Annotated in this window: 12 protein-coding genes; 3 read left to right on the top strand and 9 right to left on the bottom strand. The window is 69.1% G+C overall.

Annotated features, from left to right (window positions below):
• Positions 1-111: 111 nt before the first annotated feature.
• Positions 112-1,080, bottom strand: a complete 969-nt coding sequence (locus AC3AP7_RS22225; protein WP_487364701.1) for an AraC family transcriptional regulator — start codon at positions 1,078-1,080, stop codon at positions 112-114.
• A 327-nt stretch (positions 1,081-1,407) separates the two neighbouring features.
• Here AC3AP7_RS22225 and AC3AP7_RS22220 point away from each other — a divergent pair, with 327 nt between their 5' ends.
• The gene (locus AC3AP7_RS22220) at positions 1,408-2,460 is read left to right on the top strand and encodes an NAD(P)-dependent alcohol dehydrogenase (protein WP_487364700.1); all 1,053 of its coding nucleotides are present in this window, start codon (positions 1,408-1,410) and stop codon (positions 2,458-2,460) included.
• A 158-nt stretch (positions 2,461-2,618) separates the two neighbouring features.
• Positions 2,619-3,575, top strand: a complete 957-nt coding sequence (locus AC3AP7_RS22215; protein ID WP_487364699.1) for a LysR family transcriptional regulator — start codon at positions 2,619-2,621, stop codon at positions 3,573-3,575.
• A gap of 55 nt (positions 3,576-3,630) precedes the next feature.
• Here AC3AP7_RS22215 and AC3AP7_RS22210 read toward each other — a convergent pair whose 3' ends face one another.
• Genes AC3AP7_RS22210 through AC3AP7_RS22180 form a run of 7 tightly spaced genes read right to left on the bottom strand, consistent with a single transcriptional unit; the run spans position 3,631 to position 11,068 of the window.
• Positions 3,631-3,966, bottom strand: coding sequence for a hypothetical protein (locus AC3AP7_RS22210; protein ID WP_487364698.1), 336 nt, complete (start codon positions 3,964-3,966; stop codon positions 3,631-3,633).
• A 44-nt stretch (positions 3,967-4,010) separates the two neighbouring features.
• A complete protein-coding gene (locus AC3AP7_RS22205) occupies positions 4,011-4,472 on the bottom strand; it encodes a dihydroneopterin aldolase (protein ID WP_487364697.1) in 462 nt (153 codons plus the stop codon).
• A complete protein-coding gene (locus AC3AP7_RS22200) occupies positions 4,469-5,104 on the bottom strand; it encodes a sarcosine oxidase subunit gamma (protein ID WP_487364696.1) in 636 nt (211 codons plus the stop codon). Before AC3AP7_RS22200 ends, AC3AP7_RS22205 begins: the two co-directional genes overlap by 4 nt.
• Positions 5,094-8,111 carry a sarcosine oxidase subunit alpha family protein gene (locus AC3AP7_RS22195; protein ID WP_487364695.1) on the bottom strand — a complete coding sequence of 1,006 codons (3,018 nt, stop codon included), beginning with the start codon at positions 8,109-8,111 and terminating at the stop codon, positions 5,094-5,096. Before AC3AP7_RS22195 ends, AC3AP7_RS22200 begins: the two co-directional genes overlap by 11 nt.
• The gene (locus AC3AP7_RS22190) at positions 8,108-8,401 is read right to left on the bottom strand and encodes a sarcosine oxidase subunit delta (protein ID WP_487364694.1); all 294 of its coding nucleotides are present in this window, start codon (positions 8,399-8,401) and stop codon (positions 8,108-8,110) included. The genes AC3AP7_RS22195 and AC3AP7_RS22190 overlap by 4 nt, the downstream gene beginning before the upstream one ends.
• A gap of 20 nt (positions 8,402-8,421) precedes the next feature.
• Positions 8,422-9,666, bottom strand: a complete 1,245-nt coding sequence (locus AC3AP7_RS22185; protein WP_487364693.1) for a sarcosine oxidase subunit beta family protein — start codon at positions 9,664-9,666, stop codon at positions 8,422-8,424.
• 16 nt (positions 9,667-9,682) lie between these two features.
• Positions 9,683-11,068 carry an L-serine ammonia-lyase gene (locus AC3AP7_RS22180; protein WP_487364692.1) on the bottom strand — a complete coding sequence of 462 codons (1,386 nt, stop codon included), beginning with the start codon at positions 11,066-11,068 and terminating at the stop codon, positions 9,683-9,685.
• A gap of 297 nt (positions 11,069-11,365) precedes the next feature.
• Here AC3AP7_RS22180 and AC3AP7_RS22175 point away from each other — a divergent pair, with 297 nt between their 5' ends.
• Positions 11,366-12,454 (top strand): GlxA family transcriptional regulator, encoded by a 1,089-nt coding sequence (locus tag AC3AP7_RS22175; RefSeq protein WP_487364691.1) that lies wholly within the window; start codon positions 11,366-11,368, stop codon positions 12,452-12,454.
• Positions 12,455-12,646: 192 nt separating this feature from the next.
• Here AC3AP7_RS22175 and zwf read toward each other — a convergent pair whose 3' ends face one another.
• Entirely contained in the window at positions 12,647-14,128 is a 1,482-nt protein-coding gene (zwf, locus tag AC3AP7_RS22170; protein WP_487364690.1) for a glucose-6-phosphate dehydrogenase, read from the bottom strand.
• Between the last annotated feature and the right edge of the window lie 37 nt (positions 14,129-14,165).

The raw sequence follows: 14,165 nt of genomic DNA, 5'->3' as shown, positions 1-14,165 counted from the left end.
GGGTAGGAACGGCCATCGTAGACGCCGCGCCGCGCATCAGCCAGTTGTGTGCCGATTCCGGTATCGGCATTACCGGTCTCGCACCGCGCCGGCCGGCCGCGCACCGCGCGCTCAGACCGCGGTCACGTATTTCGGCGCCGGCACGGCCGCGGGCGGCGCCGGCGGCGCGGCGCGCATCGCGCGCATGCGCCGCACCTCCTCCACCGGGCTCAATCCGAACAGCCGCTTGAACTCGCGGCTGAACTGCGACGCGCTCTCGTAGCCGACCCGCGCGGCCGCCGCGCCCGCGTTCAGGCCGTCCTGCACCATCAAGAGCCGCGCGTGATGCAGCCGCGTGGTCTTCACGTACTGCATCGGCGAAGTCGCCGTCACGCTCTTGAACTGCGCATGGAACACCGCGAGGCTCATGCCGGCCTCGCTCGCGAGCGTGTCGACGTCGAGATCGCCCCGGTAGTCCGCGTGGATGCGCCGCAGCGCCTTCGCGATGCGGCCGAAATGGTGCTGATGCGTGAGCGCCGCGCGGATCGCGTCGCCCTGCTCGCCGGTCAGCACGCGGTAGCAGATCTCGCGCACGATCGCCGGCGCGAGAATGCGCGCGTCGAGCGGCGCGGCGAGCGCTTCGAGCAGCCGCTGCACCGCGCCGCTCAGCGCGGGATCGAGCGGGGTCGAGTAGATGCCGCGCGGCTCCTTGTGCGCGGTGCCGAGCGTCTCGTTCAGCGCCATCAGCAGCTCGGCGACCATCGCGAGATCGACCCGCACCGAAATGCCGAGAAACGGCTCGTCCGCGCTCGCCTCGGTCTCGCACTCGAACGGCAGCGGCACCGACAGGACCAGATATTGCTGCGCGTCGTACAGGAACGCCTGGTCGCCGAGATAGCCACGCTTGCGCCCCTGGCAGACGACGACGATGCTCGGCTCGTAGAGCACCGGCATGCGCGGCATCGGCCGCGTCGCGCGCATCAGCTTGACGCCGTCCACGCACGACAGCGTGAAGCCGTCGTTGGGCGCGAGGACGTCGAACAGCGCCGCCATGCGCCGCTGCGCGGCAAGCGCCGGATGATCGGGATGAGTCGGTTTCATGACAAAGTCTGCCGTTGTGCCAGAGAATAAGGCTTGAAATTTAGCACCAAACCGCCTATAGCGCTCGTCATCGAGAGAATCAGGCAAATCTTCGAGACATTCAGGTATTCCCCAAGGCTGCTGTGGCCCCTACGATGGGAACCCTGACGGATCGCCCATCGGGTTGCCCCCTTCAGGCGCCCGGCTCGCCTCGCGAGCCGCGCCACGCCGACCGCGTACCGGGGCCGCGGCGATCCGCTGCATCGCACCGCAAGAGCGGCCCTGTCCGGGGCCGCGCGCCGCCGAAGCCGGCGCCTTGTGCCGTTGACCCCCATTGCAGGAGCTGTCGTGACGACTACCTATGCTTATGCCGCGCAGAATGCGCAGTCGAAGCTCGCACCGTTCGAGTACCCGCGCCGCGCGCTGCGCGACCATGACGTGCAGATGGACGTGCTGTTTTGCGGCGTCTGTCATTCGGACCTGCACCAGGCCCGCAACGAATGGCAGAACACGGTCTTCCCGGTCGTGCCGGGCCACGAGATCGTCGGCCGCGTCACCGCGGTCGGCCCGCAGGTGACGCGCTACCGGGTCGGCGAACTGGTCGGCGTCGGCTGCCTCGTCGATTCGTGCCGCACCTGCCCGAGCTGCGCCGAAGGACTCGAACAGTATTGCGAGGGCGGCTTCGTGCCGACCTATAACGGCGTCGACCGCGTGAGCGGCGCGATCACGTTCGGCGGCTACTCGACCGAGCTCGTCGTCGACGAGGCGTTCGTGCTGCGCGTGCCGGAGAACCTCGATCCGGCCGGCGTCGCGCCGCTGCTGTGCGCGGGCATCACGACCTACTCGCCGCTGCGCCAGTGGGGCGCGGGGCCCGGCAAGAAGGTCGGCGTGGTCGGTCTCGGCGGTCTCGGCCATATGGGCGTGAAGCTCGCGCGCGCGATGGGCGCGCACGTCGTGCTGTTCACGACGTCGGCCTCGAAGGTCGACGACGCAAAGCGGCTCGGCGCACACGAAGTGGTCATCTCGAAGCACGAAGACGAGATGAACGCGCACGCGAACAGCTTCGACCTGATCGTCAACACGGTGGCCGCGCAGCACGACCTGAACCCGTTCCTCAACCTGCTGCGCCGCGACGGCACGCTGGTGCTGGTCGGCGCGCCCGAGCACGATCATCCGTCGCCGCAGGTGTTCAACCTGATCATGAAGCGCCGCCGCCTCGCCGGCTCGCTGATCGGCGGCATCGCCGAAACCCAGGAGATGCTCGATTTCTGCGGCGAGCACGGCATCACCGCCGACATCGAGCGGATTCCGATGCAACAGATCAACGACGCGTACGAGCGGATGCTGAAAAGCGACGTGAAGTACCGCTTCGTGATCGATCTGGATTCGCTCAGGCAGTAAAACGCCGAAGCCGCGCGCCCGGCCTCGTGCCGGCGCGCGCCGTCTGCGCTGCATTTCCTGACGCCGGCACGGCCTCTTCCGCAAGGAACAGGCCGTGCCGGCCGTCCGCCGTTTGCCCGTCCGTAACAGGACTCACCCGTTGGCACAGGAGATTGCCCGTGATCGACCGAATTCAGGCGATGCGCACCTTCGTGCGCATCGTCGAAATGAACAGTTTCACGCGCGCCGCGCAATCGCTGGACATCCCCCGCGCAACCGCCACCACGCTCGTGCAGCATCTCGAAGCGCTGCTCGGCACGACGCTGCTCGTGCGCACGACCCGGCACGTCAGCGCGACGACCGAAGGCGCGGCCTACTACGAACGCTGCTCGCAGATTCTGGCCGATATCGACGAGATGGAGGCGAGCCTGCGCGACGCGACCGATCATCTGAGCGGCCGGCTGCGCGTCGAGATGCCGGCCGCGGTCGCCAGCGCGATCGTGCTGCCGGCGCTCGACGACTTCCACGCGCGCTACCCGCGCATCGACCTCGCGATCGGCATCAGCAACCGCGCGGTGGATCTGGTCGGCGAAGCCGTCGACTGCAGCATCCAGCTCGGCGAGCTGCCCGATTCGGGACTCGCCGCGCGGCGCCTCGGCACGCTCGAACACGTGACCTGCGCGAGCCCCGCCTACCTCGAACGGCACGGGATGCCCGACGATCTCGACGCGCTCGCGCGCCACGTGGCCGTGAACGGCATGTCGCCCGACGGCGGCCGCACCGTCGACTTCGACTTCGAGGTCGGCGGCCGCGCGCTCGCGGTGAAGCTCGACGGCTTCGTGAAGGTGAGCGACGAGCAGGCCTACCTGACGTGCGGGCTGCAGGGGCTCGGGCTGATCCAGCCGTCGCGCATCGCCGCGCAGCCGTATCTGGATTCCGGGCAGTTGCGCGAGGTGCTGCCGCAATGGAAGCCGACGCCAACGCCGGTATCGGTGGCCTACGTCAAGCACCGGCACGTGTCGCCGCGCGTGCGCGCGTTCGTCGACTGGCTAGCCGCGCTGTTCGAGCATACCGGCCAGGTCCATCAGGACCTGTCGCGCGTGCGCCAGATCCTGCGCGGCCTGCATCCGGCCTGAGCGCAGCACGCGCAGCACGCGCAGCACACGCTGCGCACGCAGCGCGCGCGGCGCGTCAGCAGGCGGGCGCGCGGTTCGTGTGATTGTCGCGGTTGTCGTGGCGCGCGCGCCGGCCGGCTCGCGCACGCGCTTCGCCCGCCACCCGCGCGAGCGCCGCGGGGCTCATGCGCGCGGCGATTGCGCGCACGTAGTCGTGATGACGGGCTTCGAGCGGCGCCCGCAGCGACTGCGCATCCAGATAGCGGATCAACGCAATGCGCCGATGGCCGAGCGCCATGCTGCGTTCGAGCAGCGCGAGCGCGGCCTGCCCGTCGCCCGCCTCGCTGGCCTGCTTGAGCAGCGCGGTCGAGTGGGCGGGCGCGGGCGCCTGTGGGTCGTCGTGACGAGGCATGGCGCGCCCCCCGCCGCGGCCCCGATGATGGACCATGCCGCGTGTCAGCCGGCAACCTGCGTGCGCGCCGCGTGCGGCACCGCGCACGCGGCCTCGTAATCGGCGCGCGTCCAGTCGAGCTCGACGCCGATGCGGCGCGTGCCCTCGCGAATCTTCGGCTTGTGCAGCGCGAGCGTCAGCGCGTCGAGCGCCGGCCACTCGCGAAACGACAGCTCCGCCAGTTCGAGCGCGAGCGTTTCGAGCAGCCGCGTATGCGGCTTGCCGGTCAGAAAGGCGGTCATCCGCTCGCAATAGTGCTCGTAGTCGATCATGCCGGCGCCGTCCTGCTCGGCCGGCGTGCCGCGATACCGCAGGCTCGCGTCGAGCACGACCGGCTGCGGCGCGGCGTGCTCGTGCGCGTGCAGGCCGACGCGCGTGCGCACCGTCAGGCCGTCGACGAACACGCGCCAGCCGCGGCCCGCGTGCGGCCCGCGCTGCGGCGCGAGCGGGCTGTCGAACGGCTTCACGATGCGAGCGGCGCGGCCGCGTCGAGCATGATGCGGCAGAAGTAGTCGGCGAAGCTGCGGCGCACGACCACCTCGAAGGTGTCGGCGCCGGTCGCGATCAGCACGATCGACGCCTTGAAGTAATGGCTCTGCGCGCACTGGCCCTGCACGAACATGCGCGGATGCAGATCGAGCGGGCAGCCCCGCGCAAGCACGTCGCGCGCCTTCGTGCCGGCGAGTTCGAGCACCGTATAGCCGCTGCCGATGTCGACGGCCGACGCGAATTGCCCCGCGAGCGCCGCGACCAGTCGGGCTTCGAGCGTCGCCGCCTGCGCGGCATGCGAGCGCACGAGCCATTCGTCCGGGCCGAGCCACAGCGCGTCGTACGCGGGGCCGCGCGCCATCGTGTTCGGCCGCGACGGCGGCCGGCAGCCGGTGACGCCCTCGAGCGCGGCGGCGAACGCCGGGTCGCGCGCGTCGCCGCGCACGTTGACCAGATCGCAGAACGGCCGCTCGGTCAGGCTGAATGTCTTCGACCCGCGTTCCTGATGCGCCTTCAGCAGATCGCGCACGCCGACGAGCGGCGACTCCTGCCAGAGCTCTCCCGCGCCGCGCTGCGTGCGCGCGGCCTTGTTGCCTGCTTCATTCCACATGCTGACGTACTCCTTCGGTATCGTAGAACACCGGGCTCGCAATCTTCGCGGCGATCTGCTTGCCGTTCGCAAGCGGAATCGTCACGGGCTCGCCGATCTTGTCGAGGCCGCCCTTGACCACGGCGAGCGCGATCGAGCGTTTCAGAATCGGGCTGTAGTAGCTCGACGTCACGTGCCCGAGCATCGGCGTGATCTCGCCGGTCATGCCGGCCGGCGGGTGGATGCCGTGCGCGACGATCTGCGCGCCTTCGGGCAGCACCGTCTGCGGATCGTCCGTCAGGAGTCCGATGAACTGCTTGCGCCCCGCCTTCGCGGTATCCGTGCGCGTCAGCGAGCGCCGGCCGAGGAAGTCTTTCGACTTTGCAACAAGCCCGCCCATGCCCAGGTCGTGCGGCGTGATCGAGCCGTCGGTGTCCTGGCCGACGATGATGTAGCCCTTCTCCGCACGCAGCACGTGCATCGTCTCGGTGCCGTACGGCGTGATGTCGAACTCCGCGCCCGCGGCCATCAGCGCTTCCCAGACCGCGCGGCCGAGGTTCGCCGGCACGTTCACCTCGTACGCGAGCTCGCCCGAGAAGCTGATGCGCATCACGCGCGCCGCCACGCCCGCGACGGTGCCGTTGCGATACGACATGAACGGAAACGCCGCATTCGCGAAGTCGATGTCGCGGCACACCTTCTGCAGCACCTTGCGGCTCTTCGGACCGACCACGGCGAAGGTCGCCCAGTGGTCCGTCACCGACGCGAGGCGCACCTTCATGTCCGGCCACTCCGTCTGCAGCCAGCGTTCGAGCCAGGTCAGCACGCGCGCGGCGCCGCCGGTGGTGGTGGTCATCATGTAGTGCTGCTCGCCGAGGCGCACGGTCACGCCGTCGTCGAACACCATGCCGTTTTCGTCGAGCATCAGGCCGTAGCGGCACTTGCCGACTTCGAGCTTGCTCCACGGGTTCGTGTAGACCCAGTTCAGCAGCTTCGCCGCATCGGGGCCCTGGATGTCGATCTTGCCGAGCGTCGATGCATCGAGGATGCCGACGCCGTTGCGCACCGCGAGACACTCGCGCGCGACCGCCGCGTGCAGGTCCTCGCCGGCCTTCGGGAAATACCAGGGGCGCTTCCAGTTGCCGACGTCCTCGAATGCCGCGCCGTGCTCGACGTGCCATTCGTGGATGCAGGTCTTGCGGATCGGATCGAGCAGATCGCCCAGCTCGCGGCCCGCGAACGCGCCGAAGGTCACCGGCGTGTAGTTCGGGCGGAACGTCGTCGTGCCGGTCTCGGGAATCGTCTTGCCGAGCGCGCCGGCAAGGATCGCCATCCCGTTGATGTTGCCGAGCTTGCCCTGGTCGGTGCCGAAGCCCATCGCCGTATAGCGCTTCACGTGCTCGACCGACTCGAAGCCTTCGCGCGCGGCCAGCAGGATGTCGGCCGCCGCGACGTCGTTCTGGAAATCGACGAACTGCTTCGGCCCGCGCGCGGCCGCCTCGCGGCTGCCGACCAGCCACAGCGGCAGCAGCGGCGCCTCGGCCGGTTCCGCGACCTGCGGCACGGCCGGACGGTTCGCGGCAAACCCGGCCGCCTTCGCCGCCTCGACACCGGCATCGACCGCGAAACGCAGGCCGCGCGCGAGACCGAACTCGCCCGCCGCCGCCCCGACGCTCGTTTCGGCCTGCGCCGCCTTGCCCGGCACGAAGCAGACCTTCTCGTCGTGCCAGTGCGCCTTGCCGCCCGATTGCGCGAACAGGTGCAGCACCGGGCTCCAGCCGCCCGACATCGCGACGAGATCGCAGGCGACATCCGGGCGCGCCGCGCCGGTCTTGCCGTCCGCGTATGCCGCCACCTCGACGGCGGCAACCCGCAGCTTGCCGCGCGCGCTCTTCACGACGGCCTGGTTGAGCACCGTCACGCCATGCCGGCGGGCGGCCGCGGGCAACGCGCCGTCGCTCTGCGCGCGCGGATCGATCACGGTCACCTTCGCGCCGCAGCTCTTCAGGTCGAGCGCGCACTGATAGCCGCTGTCGTTGTTCGTGAACACGACCGCCTCGCGGCCCGGCAGCACGCCATACCGGTGGATGTACGCCGACACCGCCGATGCGAGCATCACGCCGGGCAGGTCGTTGTTGCCGAACACGAGCGGGCGCTCGTGCGCGCCGGTCGCGAGAATCACGCGTTTGGCGCGCACTTTCCACATCAGTTCGCGGGTGCCCTTGCGCGTCGAGACCGGCAGATGATCGGTCAGGCGCTGCGCGACGGTCACGAGGTTGTGGTCCTGATAGCCGAATGCGGTGCTGCGCGACAGGATCGTCACGTCGGGCATCTGGCGCAGCGCGGCCTCGATCTTCTCGACCCACTGGAGCGCCGGCCGGCCGTCGATTTCCGCGCGGCACGCGAGCAGGCTGCCGCCCAGTTCGCGCTGGTCGTCGACCAGCATCACGCGCGCGCCCGACACCGCCGCCGCGTGCGCGGCCGCGAGACCGCTCGGGCCGCCGCCCACCACCAGCACGTCGCAATGCGCGTAGCACTTGTCGTAGCGGTCCGCGTCGCGCTCCTGCGGCGCCTTGCCGAGCCCCGCGGCTTCGCGGATCTTTTCCTCGTACTTCGGCCACCATTTGCGCGGCCACATGAACGTCTTGTAATAGAAGCCGGCCGGCAGGAAGCGCGAAAACTTCTGGTTGATCGCCATGCGGTCGTGTTCGAGGCTCGGCTCGGCGTTCACGCTGGTCGCGACGAGCCCCTGATACAGCTCGACCTCGGTCGCGCGCGCATTGGGCACGGTGTAGGCGCCGCGCTCCAGTTGCACGACGGCATTCGGCTCCTCGACGCCCGCGGTGACGATGCCGCGCGGGCGGTGATACTTGAAGCTGCGCGCGACGAAATGCACGCCGTTGGCGAGCAGCGCCGACGCGAGCGTGTCGCCCTGGAAGCCCTGATAGGTGCGGCCGTTGAACGTGAAGCTGAGCGCGATCGCACGATTGATGCGCCCGCCGGCGCCGAGGCGGTCTTTCTGGCTCATGACGGTGTGTCCTCTGCATGACCGGCGGCCGCGCCGCCGAACGTTTCGTAACCGAGAATCTGGTAGGTGACCGTATCGCGTGTCGCCTTGAACCAGCGCCGGCATCCTTGCGTGTGCAACCATTGCTCGTGATGCACGCCGCGCGGGTTCTTGCGCATGAACAGGTAGTCGCCCCATTCGCGGTCGGTGAGCGCATCGGTGTCGAGCGGGCGCATGATGTCGGCCTCGCCGCCGCAGGAAAATTCGGATTCGGCGCGCGGTCCGCACCAGGGGCATTCGATCAGCAACATGTTCGCTTCTCCTCGCGCGATTAGTGGGCCACGGCGGCCGCGCCGTGTTCGTCGATCAGATGGCCGGTGTAGAAGCGCTCCAGCGAGAACGGCGCGTTCAGCGGATGCGGTTCGTCGTGCGCGATCGTGTGCGCGAACACCCAGCCGGAGCCCGGCGTCGCCTTGAAGCCGCCGGTACCCCAGCCGCAGTTGAAATAGAGGCCTTTCACGTCGGTCTTGCTGATGATCGGGCATGCGTCCGGCGACACGTCGACGATGCCGCCCCACTGCCGGTTCATGCGCACCCGCGAGAACACCGGGAACATCTCGACGATCGCCTGCAGCGTGCCTTCGATGATGTTGAAGCTGCCGCGCTGGCCGAAGCCCGCGTACTGGTCGACGCCCGCGCCGATCACGAGATCGCCCTTGTCGGACTGGCTGATGTACGCGTGCACCGCGTTCGACATCACGACCGTGTTGACCACCGGCTTGATCGGCTCGGACACGAGCGCCTGCAGCGGATGGCTTTCGAGCGGCAGGCGCACGCCGGCCATGTCGGCGAGCGTGGTGGTGTTGCCGGCCGCGACCACCGCGACCTTCTTCGCCTTGATGAAGCCCTTGACCGTATCGACGCCCGTCACGCGGCCGCCGTCGCGGCGAATGCCGGTCACCTGGCAGTTCTGGATGATGTCGACGCCGTGCTGGTCCGCGCCGCGCGCAAAACCCCACGCGACCGCATCGTGGCGCGCGACGCCGCCGCGGCGCTGGAACGACGCGCCGAGCACCGGGTAGCGCGCGTTCAGGTTGATGGCCGGTTCGAGCTCCTTGATCTGCGCCGGCGTGAGGAACTCCGCGTCGACGCCGTTCAGGCGGTTCGCGTTCACGCGCCGCTCGGTGTCGCGCACGTCCTGCAGCGTATGCGCGAGGTTCATCACGCCGCGCTGGCTGAACATCACGTTGTAGTTCAGGTCCTGCGAGAGCCCTTCCCACAGCTTCATCGCTTTCTCGTAGAGCGCGGCCGATTCGTCCCACAGGTAGTTCGAGCGCACGATCGTCGTGTTGCGCGCGGTATTGCCGCCGCCGATCCAGCCCTTCTCCAGGATCGCGACGTTGCGCACGCCATGCTCTTTCGCGAGGTAATACGCGGTCGCGAGCCCGTGCCCGCCGCCGCCGACGATCACGACGTCGTACTCGCGCTTCGGCTCCGGGCTGCGCCACTGCCGCTCCCAGTTCTCGTGATACGACAACCCGTTGCGGAACAAACTGAATATCGAATAGCGGCTCATCGCAGAGGTCCTCCCATTAGCATTCGATGACGTTCACGGCCAGACCGCCGCGTGACGTCTCCTTGTATTTCGTCTTCATGTCGGCGCCGGTCTCGCGCATCGTCCTGATCACGCTGTCGAGCGACACGTAATGCTGGCCGTCGCCCTTGAGCGCCATGCGCGACGCGTTCAGCGCCTTGATCGCGCCCATCGCGTTGCGCTCGATGCACGGAATCTGCACGAGGCCGCCCACCGGGTCGCAGGTCATCCCGAGGTTGTGCTCCATGCCGATCTCGGCGGCGTTCTCGACCTGGGTGGGCGTGCCGCCCATCACCGCGGCGAGCGCCGCGGCGGCCATCGAGCACGCGACGCCGACCTCGCCCTGGCAGCCGACCTCGGCCCCGGAGATCGACGCGGTTTCCTTGTAGATGATGCCGATCGCCGCGGCGGTCAGCAGGAACGTGACGATGCCGTCCTCGTTCGAGCCGGGCACGAACTTCACGTAGTAATGCAGCACGGCCGGGATGACGCCCGCCGCGCCGTTGGTCGGCGCGGTGACGACGCGCCCGCCCGCGGCGTTTTCCTCGTTGACGGCCATCGCGTACAGGTTGACCCAGTCGAGCATCGACAGCGGATCGCGCAGCGACTCCTCCGAGCGCTCGCGCAGCGTCGCGCACAGCTCGGCCGCGCGGCGCTTCACGCGCATCGGGCCGGGCAGTTCGCCGTGCAGCTTGCAGCCGCGCTCGACGCAGGCGGCCATCGTGCGCCAGATCGCGAGCAGCCCCGCGCGCACCTCGGCCGGCGTGCGCGACGCGCATTCGTTGGCCATCGTCACCTCGGCAATCGACTGCCCGCTGTCGCGGCATACGCGCATCAGGTCCTCGCCGGTGCGAAACGGGTGCGGCACCTCGGCGCCGGCGCGCACGCCGTTCACGCGGTCGCCGTCGCGATTCACGACGAAGCCGCCGCCCACCGAGTAATACTCCTTCTCGACCAGCAACTGGCCGTTCTCGTCGAACGCCTGAAAGCGCATCCCGTTCGGATGCACGATGCCGGTGCCCGCCATCAGCCGGCGATAAAACGTCAGATGCTCCTTTTCGTCATAGCGGATGCGGTGCCGGCCGAGCAGCGACAGCGCCTTGTCCGCGCGGATCTGCGCGAGGCGCGGCGCGATCAGGTCCGGGTCGATCGTGTCCGGCAGATGGCCTTCGAGGCCGAGCAGCACCGCCTTGTCGGTGCCGTGCCCCTTGCCGGTCGCGCCGAGCGAGCCGTACAGCTCGACCTTCACGTGCTGCACGAAGCCGAGCAGATTCGCGTCTTCGATATGCGACGCGAAGCGGCAAGCGGCGATCATCGGGCCGACCGTGTGCGAACTCGACGGGCCGATACCGATCTTGAACAGATCGAAAACGCTGACGTTCATGAGGCTGCCTGATATCCAGAGTGAGGGTTCCGGCAGGCGCGCCACACGCGGTTCGCTGTGCGCCTGTCGTATGCCGTCAGTACACCAGCGCGTAGAATTGGCCGATAGAACAAAAACGCCATCGCCCTGGGACGGCCGCGCCAGGGCCGCCACGGCCGCGCGGGCGGTTCGTTTCTGCGATGGTTCGTGGCGCAAAAGCGCAAGCGGCCGCGACCCGGATCGGCGACGCTAGCGGCAGTGCAGAGCGCCGCCGGCCCGCCCGCCCACCCCGCTGACCGACGAGCGTGCCGTAGCCCGATGAAAACCGTCCAATCCGCCCCCTCCCTGCCGCTCGCGTCGATCGACGGCCGCCCGAAAGAGCGCATCCGCTTCGGCATCGTGCTGCTGCCGAACTTCACGCTGACCGCGTTTTCCGGCTTCGTCGACATGCTGCGGCTGTCGGCCGACGAAGGCGACTACAGCAAGCCGGTACGCTGCTCGTGGAGCGTGATCGGCGACACGCTCGCGCCGGTGCGCGCAAGCTGCGGGATCCAGATCACGCCGTGGCAGACCTTCGCCGAGGCCGAGCCGTTCGACTACGTCGTGGTGGTCGGCGGCCTGCTGCATTCGGGCCCGCAGGCGAGCGACGAGACGCTGCAGTTCATCCGCCGCGCCGCGCGCGGCGAGACGACGCTGGTGGGCATCTGCACCGGCGTGTTCGCGCTGATGCGCGCGGGCGTGCTCGACGGCCACCGCCTCTGCGTGAGCTGGTTTCACTACTGGGATTTCATCGAGCGCTTTCCGGCGGCGAACCCGGACGCGCTGGTCGCCGACCGGCTGTTCGTGATCGACCGGCGGCGCATCACCTGCTCGGGCGGGCGCGCGTCGATCGACGTGGCGGCGGCGATCCTGCTGCGCCACTTCGAGCATGCGACCGTGCAGAAGGCGCTGCGTATCCTGCTGGTCGGCGAGATGCAGAAAGGCAATGCGCCGCAGCCGCATCCGCCGGGGCTCGAACCGGCCACCCACCCGAAGGTGAAGCGCGCGATCCTGCTGATGGAGCAGCACGTCGGGCGCGCGCTGCCGCTCGAAGAGCTCGCGTGCAAGCTCGATCTGTCGCCGCGCCAGCTGGAGCGGCTCTTCAAGGCGGAGACGGGCCGCACGCCGCAGGCGTTCGCGAAGCAGGTGCGCCTGCGCACTGCCGCGTGGCTGCTGACGAGTTCGGACCGCACGGTCGCCGACATTGCGTCGAGCTGCGGCTTCTCGGATGCGTCGCACCTCGGCCGCGAATTCCGCAAGCAGTTCGGCGCGCCGCCCGTCACGTACCGCGAACAGCGCGGCGCGGCGCCGGGCGACGACGCCGCGCTGTTCGACGAGACCTTTCCGGGCCGGGTGGACGTGTATTGACGCGCTGCGCGCGCACTCGCGCAGCGCGTGCGGCGGCGGGGTCGCGGGGTCGGGGTCGGGGTCGGGGTCGGGGTCGGCGCGGGCGCGGACGCCGCGCGGCCGTCACCGCGGCTTCACCGGCGGCGGCGCGCCGCCCGGTCCACCGCGGCGGCGCTCCGCCCAACCCGGCGCGACCGCGGCGCGGCGGCGCGCTTACTGCAAATCCTCGGACCAGACCACGTTTTCGCGCGCGATCAGCGTCGTCGATGCGGCCGGCCCGAACGAGCCGGCCGTGTAGTTGCGCGGCCGCTCGCCGGACTGCTGCCAGCCTTCGAGGATCGGTTCGACCCACGCCCACGCGGCTTCCAGTTCGTCGCGCCGCATGAAGTGCGTGAGGCGGCCGCGCACCACGTCGATCAGCAAACGCTCGTACGCTTCGGCGCGGCGGGCCGAAAACGCCTGCTGCAAGTCGAGGTTCAGGTTCACCGGCAGCATGTGCATGCCGCTGCCCGGCTCCTTCGCGAGCATCTGCAGCTGGATCGATTCCTCCGGCTGCAGCTGGATCACGAGACGGTTGCCGTAGTGGCGCGGGCCGCTCGGCATGATCGAGAACGGCAGTTCGGAAAACTCGATGACGATTTCCGACACCTTCTTCTGCATCCGCTTGCCGGTGCGCAGGAAGAACGGCACGTTGGCCCAGCGCCAGTTGTTGATCTGCGCGCGCAATGCGACGAAGGTTTCCGCGCGGCTCTGCGCCGGCACGTTGTCTTCCTCGAGATAGCCCTTGACCGCCTCGCCGTTGACGGCGCCCGCCGTGTACTGGCCGCGCACCGTGTCGCGCGCGATGTCCTCGGGCGTCATCCGGCGCAGCGAGCGCAGCACCTTGAGTTTTTCGTCGCGCACCGCGTCCGGGTCGAGCGACACCGGCGGCTCCATCGCGACGATGCACAACAGCTGCAGCAGATGGTTCTGCACCATGTCGCGCATCGCGCCGATCTCGTCGTAAAAGCCCGCGCGGCTGCCGACGCCCACCGCCTCGGCCACCGTGATCTGCACGCTCTTGATGTACGGCGCCTGCCACAGCGGGCCGAAGATCGCGTTGCCGAAGCGCAGCACCATCAGGTTCTGGACGGTTTCCTTGCCAAGGTAGTGGTCGATCCGGTAGATCTGCGCCTCCTCGAAATGCCGGCCGACTGCGATGTTGATCGCCTGGGCCGACGCCAGATCGTGGCCGAGCGGCTTTTCGAGCACGACGCGCGAATGGGCGTCGATCAGATGCGCCGCCGAGAGGTTGTCGCAGATCGTCACGAACAGGTTCGGCGAGGTGGCGAGGTAGAACACGCGCTGCGCGCCCGGACGCGACGCGTCGGCGAGGTGCGCGTAGTCCTGCGGCGCGTCGACGTCGATGCGCACGTAGTCGAACAGCGCGAGGAAGCGGTCCCAGGCGGGTGCGTCGAGCGCCTGCTTTTCGACGAACGGCTTCGAGTGCCCGTCCACGAACACGATGTAGTCCTCGCGCGACCACGGCTTGCGGCCGACCGCCAGAATGCGGGTGTTGGCCGGCAGGTTGCCGTGCAGGTGCGCCATGTAGAGCGCCGGCAGCAGCTTGCGGGCGGACAGGTCGCCGCCGCCGCCGAAGATGATCATGTCGAACGGGAGTTCAGGCGTTGCTGCAGGAGAGGTCGTGGTCGTCATGGCACGGTCGCACAGGGGTGGGGAGGAGCATGAAACG

This window comes from Paraburkholderia sp. PAMB 6770, from assembly GCF_057748135.1.
This window is presented reverse-complemented; position numbering and strand designations above follow the sequence as displayed.

Bases quoted from the DNA above. Each gene is read 5' to 3' on its own strand.
- AC3AP7_RS22225 (WP_487364701.1), bottom strand. From the start codon at position 1,080: ATGAAACCGACTCATCCCGATCATCCGGCGCTTGCCGCGCAGCGGCGC.
- AC3AP7_RS22210 (WP_487364698.1), bottom strand. From the start codon at position 3,966: ATGCCTCGTCACGACGACCCACAGGCGCCCGCGCCCGCCCACTCGACC.
- AC3AP7_RS22200 (WP_487364696.1), bottom strand. From the start codon at position 5,104: ATGTGGAATGAAGCAGGCAACAAGGCCGCGCGCACGCAGCGCGGCGCG.
- AC3AP7_RS22195 (WP_487364695.1), bottom strand. From the start codon at position 8,111: ATGAGCCAGAAAGACCGCCTCGGCGCCGGCGGGCGCATCAATCGTGCG.
- AC3AP7_RS22190 (WP_487364694.1), bottom strand. From the start codon at position 8,401: ATGTTGCTGATCGAATGCCCCTGGTGCGGACCGCGCGCCGAATCCGAA.
- AC3AP7_RS22185 (WP_487364693.1), bottom strand. From the start codon at position 9,666: ATGAGCCGCTATTCGATATTCAGTTTGTTCCGCAACGGGTTGTCGTAT.
- AC3AP7_RS22180 (WP_487364692.1), bottom strand. From the start codon at position 11,068: ATGAACGTCAGCGTTTTCGATCTGTTCAAGATCGGTATCGGCCCGTCG.
- AC3AP7_RS22175 (WP_487364691.1), top strand. From the start codon at position 11,366: ATGAAAACCGTCCAATCCGCCCCCTCCCTGCCGCTCGCGTCGATCGAC.
- zwf (WP_487364690.1), bottom strand. From the start codon at position 14,128: ATGACGACCACGACCTCTCCTGCAGCAACGCCTGAACTCCCGTTCGAC.